28 protein-coding genes are annotated in these 17,175 nt (G+C 66.9%); 23 read left to right on the forward strand and 5 right to left on the reverse strand.

From position 1 onward, the window contains the following. The 7 genes from FHY02_RS19180 to FHY02_RS19210 all read left to right on the forward strand — a co-directional run. Positions 1-318: DUF6927 domain-containing protein (locus FHY02_RS19180; protein ID WP_409322725.1), on the forward strand; the 318-nt coding region annotated here is incomplete at its 5' end. 11 nt (positions 319-329) lie between these two features. Next, positions 330-518 (forward strand): hypothetical protein, encoded by a 189-nt coding sequence (locus FHY02_RS19185; RefSeq protein WP_183925273.1) that lies wholly within the window; start codon positions 330-332, stop codon positions 516-518. Beyond that, complete coding sequence (locus FHY02_RS19190; RefSeq protein WP_311731888.1) at positions 515-1,024, forward strand: thermonuclease family protein; 510 nt, start codon at positions 515-517, stop codon at positions 1,022-1,024. The genes FHY02_RS19185 and FHY02_RS19190 overlap by 4 nt, the downstream gene beginning before the upstream one ends. A 287-nt stretch (positions 1,025-1,311) precedes the next feature. Beyond that, positions 1,312-1,956, forward strand: a complete 645-nt coding sequence (locus FHY02_RS19195) for a hypothetical protein (protein WP_183925276.1) — start codon at positions 1,312-1,314, stop codon at positions 1,954-1,956. Positions 1,957-1,968: 12 nt separating this feature from the next. Continuing rightward, the gene (locus FHY02_RS19200) at positions 1,969-2,262 is read left to right on the forward strand and encodes a hypothetical protein (protein WP_183925278.1); all 294 of its coding nucleotides are present in this window, start codon (positions 1,969-1,971) and stop codon (positions 2,260-2,262) included. Positions 2,263-2,282: 20 nt separating this feature from the next. Next, positions 2,283-2,600, forward strand: a complete 318-nt coding sequence (locus FHY02_RS19205; RefSeq protein WP_183925280.1) for a hypothetical protein — start codon at positions 2,283-2,285, stop codon at positions 2,598-2,600. A 15-nt stretch (positions 2,601-2,615) separates the two neighbouring features. Continuing rightward, positions 2,616-3,287 (forward strand): hypothetical protein, encoded by a 672-nt coding sequence (locus FHY02_RS19210; RefSeq protein ID WP_183925282.1) that lies wholly within the window; start codon positions 2,616-2,618, stop codon positions 3,285-3,287. Here the strand turns inward: FHY02_RS19210 and FHY02_RS19215 are convergent. Both FHY02_RS19215 and FHY02_RS19220 read right to left on the reverse strand, forming a co-directional pair. Then, positions 3,278-3,484, reverse strand: a complete 207-nt coding sequence (locus tag FHY02_RS19215; protein ID WP_183925284.1) for a hypothetical protein — start codon at positions 3,482-3,484, stop codon at positions 3,278-3,280. The two genes, FHY02_RS19210 and FHY02_RS19215, sit on opposite strands and share 10 nt — an antisense overlap. A 126-nt stretch (positions 3,485-3,610) precedes the next feature. Then, positions 3,611-4,054 carry a DMT family transporter gene (locus FHY02_RS19220; RefSeq protein WP_183925286.1) on the reverse strand — a complete coding sequence of 148 codons (444 nt, stop codon included), beginning with the start codon at positions 4,052-4,054 and terminating at the stop codon, positions 3,611-3,613. A 136-nt stretch (positions 4,055-4,190) separates the two neighbouring features. Here FHY02_RS19220 and FHY02_RS19225 point away from each other — a divergent pair, with 136 nt between their 5' ends. The 5 genes from FHY02_RS19225 to FHY02_RS19245 all read left to right on the forward strand — a co-directional run bounded on the left by FHY02_RS19225 (position 4,191) and on the right by FHY02_RS19245 (position 8,924). Continuing rightward, a complete protein-coding gene (locus FHY02_RS19225; RefSeq protein ID WP_183925288.1) occupies positions 4,191-4,691 on the forward strand; it encodes a hypothetical protein in 501 nt (166 codons plus the stop codon). A 44-nt stretch (positions 4,692-4,735) separates the two neighbouring features. Beyond that, positions 4,736-6,055, forward strand: a complete 1,320-nt coding sequence (locus FHY02_RS19230; RefSeq protein WP_183925290.1) for a hypothetical protein — start codon at positions 4,736-4,738, stop codon at positions 6,053-6,055. 112 nt (positions 6,056-6,167) lie between these two features. Further along, a complete protein-coding gene (locus FHY02_RS19235; protein ID WP_183925292.1) occupies positions 6,168-7,427 on the forward strand; it encodes a hypothetical protein in 1,260 nt (419 codons plus the stop codon). A gap of 62 nt (positions 7,428-7,489) precedes the next feature. Next, positions 7,490-7,990, forward strand: a complete 501-nt coding sequence (locus FHY02_RS19240; RefSeq protein WP_183925294.1) for a hypothetical protein — start codon at positions 7,490-7,492, stop codon at positions 7,988-7,990. Continuing rightward, a complete protein-coding gene (locus FHY02_RS19245; protein ID WP_260173007.1) occupies positions 7,974-8,924 on the forward strand; it encodes a hypothetical protein in 951 nt (316 codons plus the stop codon). The genes FHY02_RS19240 and FHY02_RS19245 overlap by 17 nt, the downstream gene beginning before the upstream one ends. 3 nt (positions 8,925-8,927) lie before the next feature. Here the strand turns inward: FHY02_RS19245 and FHY02_RS19250 are convergent, their stop codons facing one another. Then, positions 8,928-9,137: a hypothetical protein gene (locus FHY02_RS19250; protein WP_132910637.1), complete on the reverse strand. Its 210-nt coding sequence runs from the start codon at positions 9,135-9,137 to the stop codon at positions 8,928-8,930. A 27-nt stretch (positions 9,138-9,164) separates the two neighbouring features. Between FHY02_RS19250 and FHY02_RS19255 the strand changes: the two genes are divergently transcribed. After that, complete coding sequence (locus FHY02_RS19255; protein WP_221198737.1) at positions 9,165-9,521, forward strand: DUF3768 domain-containing protein; 357 nt, start codon at positions 9,165-9,167, stop codon at positions 9,519-9,521. Positions 9,522-9,550: 29 nt separating this feature from the next. Here FHY02_RS19255 and FHY02_RS19260 read toward each other — a convergent pair whose 3' ends face one another. Further along, on the reverse strand, positions 9,551-10,279 hold the full coding sequence (locus tag FHY02_RS19260; protein ID WP_183925296.1) for a CPBP family intramembrane glutamic endopeptidase: 729 nt from the start codon (positions 10,277-10,279) through the stop codon (positions 9,551-9,553). A gap of 554 nt (positions 10,280-10,833) precedes the next feature. Here FHY02_RS19260 and FHY02_RS19265 point away from each other — a divergent pair. From FHY02_RS19265 to FHY02_RS19305, 9 genes are all read left to right on the forward strand, one after another. Further along, positions 10,834-11,049, forward strand: coding sequence for a hypothetical protein (locus tag FHY02_RS19265; protein WP_183925298.1), 216 nt, complete (start codon positions 10,834-10,836; stop codon positions 11,047-11,049). A 128-nt stretch (positions 11,050-11,177) separates the two neighbouring features. Then, positions 11,178-13,331 carry a DNA cytosine methyltransferase gene (locus FHY02_RS19270; protein WP_183925300.1) on the forward strand — a complete coding sequence of 718 codons (2,154 nt, stop codon included), beginning with the start codon at positions 11,178-11,180 and terminating at the stop codon, positions 13,329-13,331. Positions 13,332-13,387: 56 nt separating this feature from the next. Next, positions 13,388-13,588: a hypothetical protein gene (locus FHY02_RS19275; protein WP_260173008.1), complete on the forward strand. Its 201-nt coding sequence runs from the start codon at positions 13,388-13,390 to the stop codon at positions 13,586-13,588. Next, positions 13,585-14,175, forward strand: a complete 591-nt coding sequence (locus tag FHY02_RS19280) for a hypothetical protein (protein ID WP_183925304.1) — start codon at positions 13,585-13,587, stop codon at positions 14,173-14,175. The genes FHY02_RS19275 and FHY02_RS19280 overlap by 4 nt, the downstream gene beginning before the upstream one ends. Beyond that, the gene (locus FHY02_RS19285) at positions 14,172-14,714 is read left to right on the forward strand and encodes a hypothetical protein (RefSeq protein WP_183925306.1); all 543 of its coding nucleotides are present in this window, start codon (positions 14,172-14,174) and stop codon (positions 14,712-14,714) included. The genes FHY02_RS19280 and FHY02_RS19285 overlap by 4 nt, the downstream gene beginning before the upstream one ends. A gap of 31 nt (positions 14,715-14,745) precedes the next feature. Continuing rightward, positions 14,746-15,003, forward strand: coding sequence for a type II toxin-antitoxin system Phd/YefM family antitoxin (locus FHY02_RS19290; RefSeq protein WP_132911182.1), 258 nt, complete (start codon positions 14,746-14,748; stop codon positions 15,001-15,003). Positions 15,004-15,005: 2 nt separating this feature from the next. Further along, entirely contained in the window at positions 15,006-15,443 is a 438-nt protein-coding gene (locus FHY02_RS19295; RefSeq protein WP_183925308.1) for a hypothetical protein, read from the forward strand. Between the two features lie 53 nt (positions 15,444-15,496). After that, positions 15,497-15,781 carry a hypothetical protein gene (locus FHY02_RS19300; RefSeq protein ID WP_183925310.1) on the forward strand — a complete coding sequence of 95 codons (285 nt, stop codon included), beginning with the start codon at positions 15,497-15,499 and terminating at the stop codon, positions 15,779-15,781. 199 nt (positions 15,782-15,980) lie between these two features. Further along, positions 15,981-16,169 (forward strand): hypothetical protein, encoded by a 189-nt coding sequence (locus tag FHY02_RS19305; RefSeq protein WP_183925311.1) that lies wholly within the window; start codon positions 15,981-15,983, stop codon positions 16,167-16,169. Between the two features lie 10 nt (positions 16,170-16,179). Here the strand turns inward: FHY02_RS19305 and FHY02_RS19310 are convergent, their stop codons facing one another. Beyond that, positions 16,180-16,644 carry a hypothetical protein gene (locus FHY02_RS19310; RefSeq protein WP_183925314.1) on the reverse strand — a complete coding sequence of 155 codons (465 nt, stop codon included), beginning with the start codon at positions 16,642-16,644 and terminating at the stop codon, positions 16,180-16,182. Positions 16,645-16,809: 165 nt separating this feature from the next. On the opposite strand from FHY02_RS19310, the gene FHY02_RS19315 reads away from it, so the two are divergent. Then, complete coding sequence (locus FHY02_RS19315; RefSeq protein ID WP_183925316.1) at positions 16,810-17,133, forward strand: hypothetical protein; 324 nt, start codon at positions 16,810-16,812, stop codon at positions 17,131-17,133. Positions 17,134-17,175 lie beyond the last annotated feature (42 nt).

Raw genomic sequence — 17,175 nt, forward strand, 5'->3', positions numbered from 1 at the left:
CGCCTCCTGTCGCCAACAGAGGACGAAGGCGCGCTGGACTGGCGCGAGCGATGCCGCACGCGGCTGCGCCAGCGCGTGCGGCCTGTCACCGATGGTATGCGCGTCCGCTTTCCTGAACCGATCCGCTTCGAGGACGGCCACTACGCGACGGAGTTCATCGTCGTGAAGCGGGGCGCCCGGATCACCGTTCGCTGCGCTTCGGGCTTCGGCCACTACCGCATCCGCAACTTCCGCGACCTGCCGTGGACCGTGGTGCCGGTGACGAAAGTCCACACGACCGTCTTCGCGAAGCCGCCCGCATCTGCAATGCCCGCCTGATGGAGCTAGAAATGGAAAACGCCCCCCTTTCCCCGCTGCGCTGGCGACTGTGCAGCGCCCTCCACGCCCGGCGTGTCGCGCAGCGCATGCAGGCCGAAGGGCTCGACGTCGTGCTACTGCTCACCGGCGACAGGATGCAGCCCTGGCGCGTGATGGAGCGCGCGGATGCACCGATCGACGAGGTGAGCGCATGCGCATGATCCTCGGGCTCGCACTCATCGCAGTTGCCTGCACCGGTGCTGCGCCGCGGTCGGATCAGAGCGGCGCGATCACCGCCGATGGCCGCGCGATCGACGGCGACACGGTCTCGATCGACATCCGCCTGTTCGGCGCGGACGCGTTCGAGAAGCGCCAGATGTGCCGCATGACGTCTGGCTGCTGGCCTTGCGGCAAGGCCGCTCAGGACTATGCCTCCAAGCTGCTCAAGGCGAACCCGGCAACAATCCGGCTGACGGGCAAGCAGAGCTACGGCCGCCCTATCGGCACGGTCGATGTCGGGGGGCAAGACCTCGGCGAGGCGATGATCGCTTCCGGCCTCGCGGTGCCCGCCACCAACTACCTGAAGGGCGATCCTGCACGCGCCGGGCGCTACGTCGCCGCCTTTGAGACGGCGCAGCGCCGGCAGGTCGGCGCGCACGCCGGCTACTTCATTGACCCCGCCAAGTGGCGGCGCGGTGAACGCCTCTCATGCGAGAAGCGAGACTAACCCGAGGCGCAGCTGCTAATCCGGTAATCCTGATAATCCGGTTTACCCGCGCGAATGGACCTTCGGGAGCTCGAACCACTTGGCCGGCCACCCGGAAGGACGATCCCACTATCGGGCAACATCTTCCCGAACGCCAAGGCGGACGAGGGGGCCGATCACGCCCTTGTTGAAGCGCCCAGCCCCGAGGGGCTGACGATCACGGGAGCGTCCAGAGCCGCGGAGAAGAGGGGGGAGTGGGAGGCGGGCGTGAGGTGTCGCGCCTATCCTCTCACATGGAGCTAGGCGCCATGACCTTCGACGTGCCGTTCCGCCACCATCAGGCGATGGATGCAGCCTCGCTGCCGACGATCACCGTCACCCTGCAGGCGATGACCAAGGCGCTGGCCGATTGCCGCAACGCCGGCGTCGACCCTGACAGCGATCCCGCCATGGTCCTGTTGGCGCGCCATATGGCGGTCGTCTCGACCAACCGCGCGCCGCGCTCGGTGCTTCTGCATGCCTGCAAGCGCCGGATCGATGCGCTGCGGCGCTTTCCGACACTGCTTTCCCTCGCGATCCGAGGTGTCGGGTACGACCAAGTCGCCAAGGAGCGCTTCCACATGGACGCGCGTGCCGAGCTGCAGAAGCTGGCGATGGCGCTGCACCTCATCGACGGGAGCTACACCGTCATCTCGTCGCAGGGCACGACCGCCGAGTCCGGCTACGTCATCCTCGCTGCGCCCGACGTCGCCGTCGTCGTTCGGGTAGGGGGACGCTACGAGGGCCGCGAGGTCGCCTACCGCTCCGTTGTCGAGGGGCTTCACCAGGTCACCCGGTATGCCGGCATGGCCGAGCTGCTGAACACCGCCCGCTTCGCCGAGCGCCTCACGCGCGAACTCGACCTCACCGCCCCCGCGATCGCCGGCGCCGAGCCCGCGCTGATCGCCGCCTGAGGAGCACGACCCATGTGGATCCAGGATGCGCTCGCCATCGCGCGGGCCGACCTCGCGCGCATTGCGCGCTACATCGAGCGCCGTGAGCGCTTTCTCGACGCGCTGGACTGGTCGATGCTGTCCGACGCTCAAGCGCGCCAGTCTGCGATGCTAGATGAACTGCTCGCCGAGGACATGGCCGAGGGCCAGCACTACGTCGACTGGCTGGTCGAACGGCTCGCCTCGCACCCCACCGTTCCGGGCGCTCTGCGCTTTGCGCCTCACCCGCGGCCGTGGCACGCTGAGTGGATCACGCTGGCCGACTAACCCTCGAGGGAGATTGGACGATGAGCCGTCATACCTTCGCCGGAACCGCCGGCGTTTCCGTCGCGATCGGATGGGACCGCCCGCTCGACACCTTCTACGTCCAGGTTTCGCGCCCGGACCCGGAGGACGAGGGCGAGCGAGAGACCTTCGTTTGGGAAGGCACGAGCCCGCGCGAGCTCCCTACCGCGGCCGCGGCGATCGCCGTTGCAGCGTCCCATGCCGAGCTGCCTGCCGATCTCGGCAGCACGCTCGAGACCGACCGGCTGAAGACGCTCGGTAGCTTCGATGGACCCGCGCAGGCGGCCATGAAGCGTCAGCGCTTTGGTCGCGATCTGTAACGGAGGGGCTTCAACATGGACGACCACCGTCAGCCCACGTCGCCAAAGGGCGGCTTCGATGTTGGACTCAATGCCGCGCTCCTTGGCGTCTTTCTTTCAGCGGCGAACTTCGTGACATCGCAATTTGCCGAGTTCGGAGAGGGCCTTGGCACCGATCACGGAAGCCCGCTGCAGCAGATAGCCGATCTGCTCAGCGGCGATGTCGTGAAACCGCTCGCCGTTGTGCTGATCCTCGTAGGCGGAATGCTGTACGCGACAGGTATGGGATACATCGAGCTGGCTGGACCTTCCAAAGGGAACGCCCCGCGGCCGAAGCCTTTGGCTACCCTGCCGATGAACATCGACGCACGAATGGCAGAGGCGCGGATTACCGGGCTGCTCGCCCGCCTCAAGGCCGTACCTGAAGAGTTGCGCGAGGAGGCCACCATCGAGCTCGAAGGGATCGAACAGCGGCACATGCCTGCGTTGACCCGGGCTCACCGCAAGGCACGGGCCACGGTCTCACCGACGTCGAAGCAGGCCGATGAGCTCGACACAGATTACGCGGCTTCGCTCAACCGCCTAAGTGCCACTCTCGAGCAGATGGTCGATCGGTCCGAAGCGCTTGGGCGCGAGCGGCTGCAATGGCAGACACTGGTGATCGAAGAGCGCTTCCCGAACGCTGGCCCTGAAAAGGATCAGGCGTAGACATCGGCAAGGACGGGTAGCTCCCGGCTGCCTTCCTCGATCGCCGAGGTGCCACGCGCGCGGACTTGTCTAGATGTGAATCCGGAGAGCCACTGCTGGCGCTCATGCGCCATCAGAACCGAGCTGTAGGGGCAGTCGGCAACAGTCGATCCCTTCCGACGCGCGTGCGCCAGCCCTTCGTTATAGGGGTTCTGCATGTTTCTTCCCTGCGACACGCAGGTCCCGTCCTGCGCAGACACGCTTCTCCGGCGGTCGCGGGCGGATAACCAAACTTGGTTAATGAATTAAGACTCTTAGGGCGTCAGCAATCGTTCGTGACGCTCTCACTTAACGGCGATCATGCCTGCACCGCCAAGCATCACAACCAGGCCGCCGACCTTCAACCACGTCACCGGCGACCGCTCGAGCCCAAGCACCCCGAAATGATCGAGCGCTAGCCCGAGTGCCGTTTGAGCCAACAGTGCAGCGATGAGCGCCGGTCCGGCACCGAGCTTCGGCGTTGCCCAAGCCGCAAGCGCAATCGTGGCGAGACCGTACGCGCCACCTAGCCACGCATACCACGGAAGAGAGCGCAGCTCGCTCCATGCAGGGCGGAAGGGAAGGAACGGCGCCGCGAGAAGCAGAATGATAGCGCTCATGGCGAACGCAACCACCATGGCGAAGTAGAGGCTGCTCGCGCTCTTCGTGACCCAGCCGTTGGTCGCCCCTTCAAGCGCGGTGATGAGCCCGGCGGTGACGATCGCGAACAGCGGAAGGATCGACTTCATGCGGCCTGAACGCGCAGCCGATCTTAACGCCCCTCGATAATCCATGTTTCTTTCCGTGGCTTACTGCTGCGCCAGCCGGTGCGGAGAGGAGGGGGAAGGGGAGTGCCGATCCATGCGGATCGAAGGAGATCCTCCCATGTCCGACGTCATCGACCTTGGCGGTGCACCCGCCGAAGAAGACTGCGCGCAGCTGGGCCACACGCCCGACTTCGATGCGGTAAATGCCTATGAGGTGTTCGCCTATAAGCTCGCAATCATCGCACGCTACGGCCAGCCGCCCGCAGGCTGCCGCCTAAAGCCGCTCGCCAATCGTCACGACTTCGGTGTGTACCGCACGTTGTCGCTCCGCATCGACGACGAGGAAGACGAGGCTGTCCAGGCCTATGCTGAAGCGGTCGAGAACGGCTTGGCCCGCTGGCTCGACGGCGGCTTTGCTCCGCCGATCAGCTACGAGGGCAGCGTCGCCACCATCCACCGACCCGATGTCACCGAACTGGTGATCGGCGCGCTGCAGACCACGCGGCCCAGACCGGATGGCACGTTCCCGGTCGCAGACTTCGAGACGCTGCACACGAACCTCGCCACCGCCTTCCCGGACGAGGCCGAGACCGCGCGCGCGCGCCTCGCGGCCGCCTGATCCACCTGCTCGCGCCCGCGGGCGCGTCGACCAGCGAGGCCACCATGCCTGATGCCGCTTTCAACCCCACCGATGCCGCAACGTGGCTGGCACGTGGCCGCAGCCCTGCCCACGCCGAGGCGCTCGCCAAGGCGTGGCGCGACTATCCCGATCTGCCAGCGAGCGCTCCGCTCGCCGATCGCCACGCCCGCAGCCACGCGCGTGTGATCGCGACCCGCCCAGTCTTTGAGGAGATGCGCGTCGAGGCCGAAGCCGAGCGCCATGCCAAGAACTTCGCCTTCACCGAGAACGAGGCACGCGAGGGCAAGGCGAACGAACGTGAGCTTGCCATCCTCAACGGCCGCGATCGGTATGGCTACGATTGGGACGTCGCCAACCGCTACGCCGATGGCTGGTACGCGGCGCACGTCGGATGGCCGCACCACTACCCCGACGGAATCCCGTGCAATGCGCCGCTCGAGACCCGCCGTGCGGCCTATGACCAGGGCTTCACGGACGGGGGCGGTGACCGCACCGACCTGTTCGACGCGGCGCGGCGCGCGAACCTGGCGCTGCACCGGCAGAGCAACATGCCGGCTAGCGTCGTCGCTGTCGCGTCCGCGCGGCCGTTGCCGAGCAGCTGGCCGAAGCCCGGTGATGAAGCACGACCGGCGCGCTGGTCGCGCCGTCTCGCCATCCTCAGCGATGCCGATCTTGCCGGCGGAGATCCCACGCGCGCCAAGTGGGACTTCCTGCGGATCGTGCGTGATCGGGCCGGCGCCGAGGCCATGATGCTTCTGATCCTCACGGATGCTGGCTTCGTTCACGCTGGTGACTACACGCTGAGTGCGAGCTTAGGCGGACGACGGAAGGTCGCCGGCCCCGCCCTACGCCAGCAGCTGATGGAAGCGCTGTCCGGCCACGAAATCGACGACATTCTGGTCGCGCTGCAGGACGAGGACCTGCGGCTGCTCGATGGGGTCGCCGGCGCGCTGCCGCTATGCCGGTCGATGGAGCGGACGCGAAACACCAAGCTGCAGCAGCGTACCCACCTGCGTACATGGCTCGATCGGGGCTATGGCGACGACGAGAACATGGCAGCGGGCCATATCCGCTGGGGCAAGCTGATCCAGGGTCTGGTCGGCAAGCTCGGCGAGTTCACCGTGCGACACGTCGGGCCTGCCCCCGTCCGCGGGCAGCTGATCCGGGTCGAGGTCGCCGACGGGCAACTCGCGGCCGGCTACGCCGATGCCGACGGCACGCCGATCGCGGCCGAGATCGTCGTCTCGAGCAAGGCCAAGCTTCGGTCCGAAATGGCCACCACGCTGCGACGCTTCGGGGCCGCCACGACGATAATGGCAGCCACGGCTCGGCGCGCGGCGTAGCCGCACTGATCCGAGCCGCGGAAGAGGAGAGGGGAGGGAGCGGGCACGCCGGAATGAGCCGGCGAGGAGCTACCTCATGCCTGATCTTGTGCCCGCGTCAGCTAATCACCTCATGCGGCCCGTACTTTGGACGTTCGGAGAGGGTCCCACCTTCCCGGGCTACACCGACGACACCCGTTGGAACGGCTTCCTCAACGTGTCCGTCAGCATGGCGACATGGCCTTACGTTCTGCGGACGCTCATCGCCGGCGCCGACGGCGATGCCGAGACGATCGCGGCCTATCGCGAGATGGCAGGCGGCAGCATGGTCTCGCTCGCGAACCGTTTCACCACCGAGGCCGTGGACCGGAACTGGCCGTGGCAATTCCCCGATTATCCGGTCGCGACCATGATGCCGATCCCAAAGCGCTGGTCCGAGATGAGCTGGCACCACGACACCGCGCCCAGCTTCGGCCCCTGTGTGGGACCGATGGGCGAGGCCGCGCAGGTCTGGGTCGACTATGCCGATCCGTCGAAGCGCGAGTTTCCGGAGGCACCGCGGTTCAGCTTTAGCCGACGCGACGCAGTGGGCGAGCTGACCACCATCTACGCCGGCGCCGACTGGGACGAGGTGCTGACGCTGGCCGCGATCGAGGCGCTCGCTTGCGCCTTCGCGCGCGGGCTTGCGCTCGAGCTTACGCCTGCACAGTGGCAGGACATGCGGTTGCGCAACCGGGTCGCTCCGCAAGGCACGTGTGCCTCGCACGACTTCGTCGATGCCAACATGGTGATGCTCGCCGCGTGGACGAACGAACGCGGGCATCCTCTGCTGCCGACCGTTGAGCCGGCCACGTTCGGCGACGATCTCGAGCGCGTGAACGCGGCGTGGAAGATCGCGACGGCGCACTATCTCACCGCCTCCGATGAGGGCGAGCGGTTCGACGCCTGGCGCCTCACCACCGGTGACGTCGACGGCCTCGCCGCTGCTGGCGAGGAGCTGGGGAGGGTCGACGATAGCGACAGCCCGGGACGGATCTACGCGGCCGGCTTCATGGAGCGGGACGGCGAGCGATGGATCGTGAACGTCAGCAACTCCAGCCAGGCTTTCAACGAGCTCTTCGACGCTGAGGCGCACCTCTGGAGCATCTTCGCGTCTACCGAGAGCCGGCCTGAGGTGCGCCAGCCGCTGCGGTTGCCGCCTCCACCTTCCGCCATCCACTTCACCGTCGACGAGATCACGGTGACCGCTGACGCCATCGATCGCCGGTTGGTCGAGCTGGCCGAGCGGCGGAAGACCGTGTCGCCGCTTGAGTCGGAAGGCCTCTTTCTGGCCGAGAGCGTGCGTCGGCTGGAAGCCGCTCGGCTTAAGCTGACCGAGGCCGCTCAGCCCTGAGCGACGAGAGAGGAGAGGGGAGCAGGTGGTCGCGGGATTGGGCCCGCGAGAAGGAGACCGCCATGCTCCCCGCCTCGATCGCACCCACAGCCGCTCCGAGCGCGGTCGCTACGGTGCAGGAGCTGTTTGCCAACAGCATCACCGACGTCCTGCTCGAGCTTCTGCAGGCAGCGCACGCGAGCGGCGCCGCCCGCGTCGACGTCGCAGTGATCGGCGCAGCCGGCGACCAGCTGCTACAGCTCAGCGACGACGGCCGCGGGCTCGACGAGCCCGGCTCGATCTTCGCTCACCCGCTGCCGCGCTTCGGCATCTTCAGCCTCGCCGGGCGCGACGTAATCGTCCGCTCCTGGTCGCGTGCCGCACATCAAGGTTGGAGCGCGCACATCACCGCCGCGGCGTGGACGGGCAGACGCCTAATCGCGATCTCGCCCGACCCGATTGCTCGCGGCACCTCCATCACCTTCCGCATGCCCGCGATCGCCGAGGCCGTGGTCAGGGCTGCGCTGGCCGAGGTCGCCTCACTCGCCGGCGTCGTCGCCACCTTCAATGGCCGGGGGATCTGACATGGACATGCCACCCCCTCCGATCGTACTCGCCTACGGCATCGGCGTGGATAGTACCGCGCTTCTCGTCGAGCTGGTCGCGCGCGGGCAGAAGCCCGACCTAGTGCTGAGCGCCGACACCGGGGTCGAGAAGCCGGCGACCTACGCCTACCTCGACGTGATCCGGCCGTGGATGGACGCACACGGCATCCGGCACGAGCTGGTCTCGTACACGCCCAAGCGCTTCAAGCACTGGCCGCCTTACTATGGCCTGCTGGAGATGTGCCTGACCAACGCCACGCTGCCGAGCAAAAGCCTGGGCGGCTCGAGTTGCAGCCTCAAATACAAGAAGGCGCCGCAGGACGCATTTCTCGCAGGCTGGCAGCCGGCTAAAGACGCCTGGGCGCGTGGCCAGCGCGTTATTCGCCTGATCGGCTATGATGCTGGACCGCGAGACACGCTGCGGGCGAACCACGCGCTGTCGATCGAGGATCCGCTATACGACTGCCGCTCCCCACTCCGCGAGTGGGGCTGGGACCGGGACGCCTGCGTGGCGCGCATCGTCGCCGAAGGCCTGCCTGTGCCCCCGAAGTCAGCTTGCTGGCTGTGCATCGCCAACCGGCCCGAGGAGATCCGCGAGCTGCCGCGCTGGTGCCTGCGCCTCATCGTGCTCGTCGAGGCGCGCGCCGCACCGCGGCTGCATACGGTCGAGGGACTGTGGCGCCGGTCGACCAAGGCGCGCCCCGGCCGAATGACCGACTTCATCCGCGCCGAAGGCTTGCTGCCGTCGCGCGAGATCGATCGGATCTGGCGCGACGCGCCGCGCGACCTGATCCGCTTCCAAGACGTCGCTGCCATGGTGCCGGTTGGCGAGCGGCCGACAATGCAGAGCTGGCTCGAGCGCTTCAATGCCGGATTGATGACGCGGCAAACGGGCGAGCCGCTCGCCGCGTGAAGGTCACTGGTCGCTCGTGGCAGAGGCCTGGTTGACGATAACGAGCTGTCCCGGCGCGAGGCCGACGATCGTCAGGCCCACCATCGTGAGCAGGATGCTGGTCGCCAAGGCGATGAGAGGCCCAGCCGGAATGATGCGGCGCCGGTAGAGCAGGGCCATGCCCTCGAACGCGGCCGCGCCGACCAGCGCGATGATGACCGCGAAGATCTGCATCCCACCCGATTACCGAAGGGACTTAGCATGGACAACGTTGTTCGCCCATCGCGCACCGAGATCATCGGCGCGCTCAATGACCGCTGCCGACAGGGGCTGGACCGCCGGGGACGCATCGTCATGACCCGCGCCTGCCTCGCGACCTTCGCCGAGGCCGGCGTGTCGACCCTGGTAGGGCAGATCGAGATCATGGCCGCGTTGCGGGCGCACACCTTCGACAGCGAGGATCGTGAGCGAAACCGAGGCGAGTTCGAGTTGCGGGGACACACCGTCTATTTCGCGATCGACTATTACGACCTCGCGCTTGAGTACGGGTCGGAAGACCCGGCAGACACGGCGGTCACAAGGCGTGTGCTGACTATCATGACGCGCGAAGATCTGTAGCGCCTGTTTCGGCCGACCTACCGCGCGACCTAGGAGCCCAATGTCGCGTACCACATGCCGAAGGCGTTGCTGGCGATGTGGACGAGAAGGCCCGGCACTATCGAGCGCGTACGAAGCGCACAGATGCCAGTTCCGAGGCCGAGGCACAGTGAGGCGACCAGGTTCGCCGGCTCGAAGTGCAGGGTCACGAAGAGGAAGGCTGACACCAGCACCGCGGCGATGCGCCAACCGCGGTCAACCAGCGTGCCGAGCAGGTAGCCGCGGTAGAGCAGCTCTTCGACCATCGGCGCGACGATCACCGTAGTGACCAGGAGGGCCAGACCTGCAGGTCCGGACAGCGACGCGACGAGCGCCCGGCCGACCTCGAGATTGCTGCCGACACCCGACTGCCACACGGTTGCTCCCTGCAGTGCGAGGATCCCAAGAGGGATCTGCGCGACGGCAAGGCCGATGACCATCGTGACCGCGGTGCGCCCGTTCCAGGTCGGTGCCGTGAGCAGCACGGCGCGCGCGCGGCCTGCTCGCCGCGTGTCGAGCGCGACAAGGCCGAAGACCAGCAGTGCCGCCAGCACGATCGTCGCTGCGGTAAGCGCTGCCGAGGCCGGGTCGAACCCCATGGCAGGTCCGACAATGTAATGGATCAGGGTGAGTGCTGCCTGATGCGCGATCAGGAGTCCGGCGACGAGCCACAGCGATGGCATGGTCGACCGCCGCGCCGAGGGCGAGGTGTGGGTCGTCACGGCAGCCAGGTCGGGCAAAGCTCACCTCCCAGGATGAGATCGTCAGTTGCCCGCATAAGGGCGCAGCTGGCACGATCCCGTCAATACCGCGCGATTGGTTTGCCAACATCAATCGAACCGCTTTGACTATGGCCAGGTGGCGCTTAGCGCGCTCGATCACGCATTGACATTGCTCCTCAATCCGGGCGGGTAGCGAACGTGACCCGCCGACTACCACGTCTTGCCGCCATGCTTCGCCTCACGGCGCTAGCTGTGCTGGCTGTGGTGTTGGTCATGCGTCTCGGTCCGATCTGTGAGGCCGTCGCGAACGCGGCGCCGGTCGGTTCTGAGATGGCCGATTGTGGCGGCAAGTCGATACCTGGGAAGGCCGCGCAGCAAGCGGCTTGCTCGACACCGTGCACCGCCGTCGAACCGGACGCGATGGCACCGGTCGAAGTCGCTCCGCCACTGCGAACGACCCTTCGTCCCCTGCCTGTTGAGGGCCTTACCGGGACGCCGGTACCGCCAGCCACACCGCCTCCGCGACGTGCGTGACTTCCCCAGTCACACATAGTCAATCGACGGAGATACTGATGACCAAGTTCAAGCTGATCGGCGCCGCTCTGGCGCTGGCGATCCCTGGCGCCGCGTTCGCAGCGGGATCCTGCTGCGCTGACATGGCCTGCTGCAAGGACGGCGCTGATTGCTGCAAGGAAAGGGATGGCAAGAAGGACGACTGCTGCGCCGGCATGAAGGCCGGTGAGCACGGCGACCATACTGGCCACGATATGTCGGGCATGAAGCGCTGACCTAAAAGCGGCGGGAGCGGATAGCCGCCCCGCCGCTGACTTAGCTGCCAAGCTCACCCAAGACTCCCCGGCGCGGGAAGGGGAGGGGGGAAGGGGCATTCGGATCATGCGGATCCGGGAGCCTCACCATGAACGCATTCAGTCAAGCGACCGCCGAGGTGGTCATCCGCCATGGCCACATGGCGTGCGGGCTCGGCGCCGGCGCTGCCGGCATGAACGCGGCCAACCCTCGCGTAGGGCCGCTGCGCGGCCGCTTCGAGTGTGCAGGCGGGATCGACGTCGATGAGGGGGCGATCCGCAACTTCGAGCGTCTCACGGGCGTGAAGGGCACGGTGATGGACCTCTTCTCCGAGGCCCAATACCGCGCCTTCCATCAACGCGCGCCGGACCCGAGCTGGCGCGAGGCCACGCCGCTCGACATCCGCCGCGTCTTCGGCCGCCTCGATGTCCTCTTCGCGAGCTACCCGTGCAAGGGCTTCTCCGGCCTGCTGTCGGCGCGCACGGCGGAGACTGCCAAGTACCAGGCGCTCAACGACCTGACGACGCGCGGCATGATGCTGAGCCTCGAGGCCTACCGCGATGACCCGGTCGCGATCGTCGCCTTCGAGAACGTGCCGCGCATCGCGACAGCGCGGGGCGCGCGCTTCCTCGCTCAGATCGACGCGCTGTACCGTGCCTATGGCTATGTCGTCAGCGACGTCGAGGAAAGCATCCACGACTGCGGCGTGATCGGCGGGCTTGCGCAGCGCCGCAAGCGCTTCCTGCGGCTCTTCCGACATCCGTCCAAGGTGCCGAACTTCATCTATCAGCCTGCCAAGAAGCGGCTGCGCGGCGTCGGCGAGGTGATCGGCAAGCTGCCGATGCCGGGAGATCCGGCCGCGGGCGTGATGCACCGTGTGCCGGCGCTACAGTGGAAGACGTGGGTGCGGCTCGCCTTCGTGCCCGCGGGACGCGACTGGCGCGCGCTGAACGATTTGGCGGTAATCGACGGGCGCCTGCGTGATTTCGGCATCGTGCCTGACCAGGCGCTGCGCGAGAACGCACTCGGCGTGCTCGACTGGTCGGACACGGCGCCGACCCTCACCTCCGCGCGCGCGCCGGCGCAGGGCCGCTTCTCGGTCGCCGACGTGCGCGTCTCGGCCGACTGGAACGCCGACGTCCTCGGCGTCCGCCACTGGCACCAGCATGCCGGCACCGTCACCGGGCGCAACGGCCCGACCAACGGCGCGCACAGCGTCGCCGACCCGAGGCCGGACTATGGTCCTGCCACGCATCGCAACGTGCTCGGCGTGAAGCGCTGGAGCGAGAGCGCTGCCACGGTCAGCGGGAGTCCCAAGCCGAGCGCCGGCGCGCATGCGGTCGCAGACCCTCGCTTCGATGCGCATCCGAAGAGCGTGCAGCTCGGTGTTCGGCCATGGTCGGCGCCTTCTCCGTGCATCAAGGCCGACGTGTCAGTCGGTACCGGGCCGTACGCGATTTCAGATCCGCGCGGCGCGGCCGCGGCGGGCCAGCTCGGCAATGTCTTTCGCATCGTGCCCATCGACGACGCCGGCGAGCCAGTCACCGACCCGACGCCCGGCTACGCGGCCGGCACGCACCGCAACATCCTCGCCGTCACCGACTTCAGCGACGCGGCCAAGGTGGTCACGGGCGCGGTCCACCCTGCAGGTGGCGCACTGTCGGTCGCGGATCCCCGTCCGATCGGGCTCAGTGCGGGCGGGCGTGACCAGCACGGCTACAACAGCCAGGCGCACTACGGCGTCCTCGGTTGGGAGGACACGAGCGTCGCCGTACCCGGCTATGCCAAGTACGACCGCGGCAAGTGGTCGGTCGCGGATCCTCGACTACCAGAGCCCGAGCCGCTGGTCGCGCTGCCGGCGCCGAACGATCGCGTCGTCGCGCGCATCATCGCCGTGGACGGTACGTGGCATCGGCCCTTCACCACGCTCGAGCTCGCCGCGCTTCAATCGCTGTTCGATCCCGAGCAGGTCTTCCGCTTCGACGGCGAACGAGATGCCTGGTCCATGGTACAGCCGTTCGAGCTCGAGGGCAGCTCCGACGCGCAGAAACGTGAGTGGATCGGCAACGCCGTCCCCTCGGCCGCGGCGCAGGGCATGGCCGAGGAGATCGGCGAGGCGCTGCTCCTCGCCAAGCTCGGCGAGACCTTCACGCTCTCCGACAAGGCCATCTGGGTCTCGCCGCTGCGTATGGCGCTCGCGGTCGACCATGCGCCGATCGAAGCGATCACCCATCGGCAGGATCTCGACTGGGGAGAGGCATGATGCAGCACTCGGGCCCAACTCGGCCGCGGTCGAGTCATCCGCATGTCCGCAACCCGGTGCTGGCGCTGCCCAGCGTCACGCGCCTTCAATCGCTCTCGCCGACCGCACGCGCCGAGCTGCGCCAGCTCCTGCTTGAGCTACGCGGCGATGCACAGGTCCGGGCCGACGACTGCTGGCGCCGCCACAAGGCACCTATGGCCGCATACTGGAAGGTCGTGTCGGTCTATGCCGGTCACGTCGCCCGGGTGCTGCGATGAGGTACGACCCTCGGATCGCGACGGTGTCCCGCGACGAGTTCGAGGAGCTGCTCGCGCTCGCGCGACTGGGCGACGAGCCACCCAGGCCGGTGACCGATGATGATCGCTGGCGCGCCGACTATGCCGAGGCCCAACGCCGGCGCCGGATCATCGGCTACCAGCAAGATCTCTTCTCCTCGACGACAATGACACACTATCGTCGCAACCCGGCCGCGCCGGAGTGGGCGCGCGCGCCGCTCGAGACGATCGAGCAGAAGCTCGAGCGCATCAAAGGCGACCCGTTTGCCACCTTCGGTCCGCCGCGCTCGGACCGACCGTCGATCCTGACACGCGCCGAGAGGGACGCGATCGTCCGCAAGGCCAGCAACTGGCTCGGCGTACGCCGGCGCGTGCGGCTGGTGGACGCGCCGGGCTCGGTCGACCCTGCCTTTGGCATCCAGCGTTACCTCGGGCGCGAAGGCGTCGTGTGGCGTCTGTGCGGCGCTCCCCTCGACGATCATTGCTACGTCTTCTTCGACGCCGTCGGCGGGGAGCGCACCGCCAAGATTGAGTTCGCCGAGCTGCGAGACCTGGAACCGGTCGAGTGAGCTGGCGCGAACCCGACCTCTTCTACGGCGACAAGCAGCCGCCACGCACGCTTCCACCGGTGAAGAGCTTTCGGCCCGCGGCGCGTAAGGCCGCAAAGCCCTTCGCATGGGAAAGCATGGGCGCCTGGATCCGCCTCATGCACCGGCTGTTCGCCCTCGAGGCGCCGAGCAGCGAGCATTATTGGCGCACGCGAGAGACCGCTCGCGCGCTGACCGTGGAGCGCATCCGTGAATGCCGCCACGATGATGACCTGGCCCGGTGCGAGGCGATGCTTGTGGAAGCGCGGGCAGGGTGGCTCTACGGCCTCGATCGTGCCTTCACGCGCGCGGAGCGGGGCAACCTGTTGGTCGAAGTCCGCAATCGACGCCAGCTGCTGGCGCTCGGCCGTGAGGCGCCGAAGCCGAAAGGCCCGCGCATGGACCCGCGATGCCTGCCCGACGACGCTCTCGAGCGGCTGATCCAGTCGCACGCCGACACCGGGTTGGTCGACCGGCTGCGCGGTGAGCGGGAGCGACGAGCAGTTGAAAGGAGAGGGTGAGATCCGTATTATACGGATGAGGAGATCGGCCATGGTGCAGTCAGCGACAGCCGGTGAGGTCTCGAAGGCGTTTGGCCGCTTCAGCCGGCGGGCGCTGGTCGAGCCGCTCACCATCACGAACCGCGGCGACGAGGCTTTGGTCCTCATGTCGATGCAGGAATATACCCGCCTGAAGAGCCGCGACCGCGTAGCGATGTCTCTCGACGAGGTCACGCAGGAGATGCGCGACGCTGTCGCCGCCTCGAAGGCGCCTGAGGAGTCCAAGGCCTTCAACCACGAGCTGGATTGAGGGTGGACGTACCGACGCCGCGTCCTGGCCAGGTCATCCGCTACGAATACCTCTGGAAGCGCGAGGCCGACCGCGGCGCCGAGGACGGCCGCAAGGAGCGGCCGTGCGCGCTGCTGCTGTCGCAACAGATGCGCGACGGCCGTACCGAGGTCTTCGTCCTTCCCATCACGCACAGCCCGCCGACTGAACCCGCGCTCGCGATCGAGATCCCGCAGGCCGTGAAGCGTCGTCTCAAGCTCGACGACGAGCGGTCTTGGATCATCCTGTCGGAGCTGAACCGCACTCCTTGGCCGAACCAGGACACGCGGGTCGTACCCGGTTCCAAGCCGGAGACGATCGTCTATGGACAGCTGCCGGAGGCGCTCTACAACAAGGTTCGGGATCGCTGGCTGGAGCTTGTCGATCAGAGGCTAGTAAAGGTGGTGTCTCGCACAGAGTAACCGATCGCGGCCAGAGCGATAATACTGTTTATGTTAAATAGAGGACGTGTCTTATGAGCTTCGAGACAGCGCTCTATAGCACAACGATGCTTGTCGCATCAATCAACCTTGTTGCGGCGCTCCTGCTCACATTCATTCGCGCGCGAACGTTTCATCATCTTGTCATTGGTGTCGTGCCGGCGCTCGGCGCGTTTGCCTTCGCGCTGGCGTCGCTGCTGCTCGATGATGAGGTGCAGGCCGGCGTGGCTCAGGTTATCGCGCTGGCCCTACTGGGCGTATCGGCGACCTTGGCGCGCAAGCTCCCTCCCAGGACCGACCTCTTCGACGGCAGGCGCTGAAACGAAAACAGGGCCGAAGCCGATAGCAGCGGCCCCGACCCCGTCATCCAAAGGATCCTCCGTCGAAACGGCGGATGGACTGGAAGAACGCAGGCGCGTCGAATCCGGTCCGCTCACCTTGCTATATCGATCCGGCTCAACAATCCATGAACGCCGGCGCATGCCCGCGTCCCATCGTCGCACCACCAAGGATTACGCCATGAGCATCATCGTACCCGCCGCGCGCACGCTGGCCTCGTTCGACAATGCCTATGCGGTTGCGGTGCAGCTGCGCGAGGCCACCGGCGTCGATCAGTTCGTGGTGCGCACCGGCAACCCGATCCAGCCGTTCCGCGTCTCGCGTCGCCGGCCGCAGGCGCCCGAGACGATGCTCGCCCAGGTCGCCTGACGGCTCGCGATCAGTCGACCGCGGAGACCCGCGCCATCAACTGCGACGCAGTCACGCCCTCACACAGCGCCTCGTCAGTCACGTAGCGAAGCATCAGCTTCTCCTCACGCACCACCCGCGCCATTCGCGCGCGCCGATAGGTCAGGCTCTTGAGCCAAGCCAGATCCTCGAGCGCGAGCTGGAGCGGCGTCGTGTCGAGCAGGTGCCAGACCCGCATCTGATACGGGCTCTGGTCCTTCAAAATATCGGCCAGATCCTCGTAGCCCCTGCCCTGCTCAACACCGTTGGCGTGATCCGACGCCAGCGCCGAGAAAGCCTCCTCGAGCTGGCACACCGACAGGTAGGCGGTATCAAGACCGATCCCGACCGTGGCGCCCGCGAGCACGCGCCTATCGACGGACAGCTCGGGATCGCTCAACGCGTCCATCAGCGGCAGATCGTAATCATAGCCGCGCATCACGTCCTGTACCTTCATCGCCGTCCTCCTGTGGCGCGCATTGAACATAACGTGAACGGGGTGCGCAAGTCCTTTTCTCATCATCGGCAGATTGGTTGATGCCTAGAGCGGCTTGCCGGCTTCCCAGCTTGACCCCTGCCCAAGCATACCATCAATGTCGCGCATGAACGCGGGGATGTCAGCATGACCAACGTCTTGATCGCCGGCACGCTGATCGCGCTGGCAATTGCGATCTGGAACGCCATCGCTGCGTGGCGGCATGCCTCGCAGCCGCATGACTGGCGAGTCGATCGAGCTGGGTTGCCACAGCCGGCCAACGGCTCGCAGCTCCTCGTCCTCGGCGTAGCAGCCTCGATCTCAATGGTCGTGTTATCGCTTGTCCAAGCTCCGACCAACGCCCTCCTCGCCGTGCTGTGTGGATGGTCGACCGCCTTCGCGGTGATGGCAGTGCGGAACCGGCGACGCTCGCACGTCTGGTTTCGCGGTCGCGACCAAGCCGGACGGTAGGTGCAGCGTCGCAAAGAGGCACACCGGGACAGCGGTGAGCCA

Origin of the sequence: Sphingomonas sp. BK069, assembly GCF_014193405.1 — a bacterium.
Classification (GTDB): Bacteria; Pseudomonadota; Alphaproteobacteria; order Sphingomonadales; family Sphingomonadaceae; genus Sphingomonas.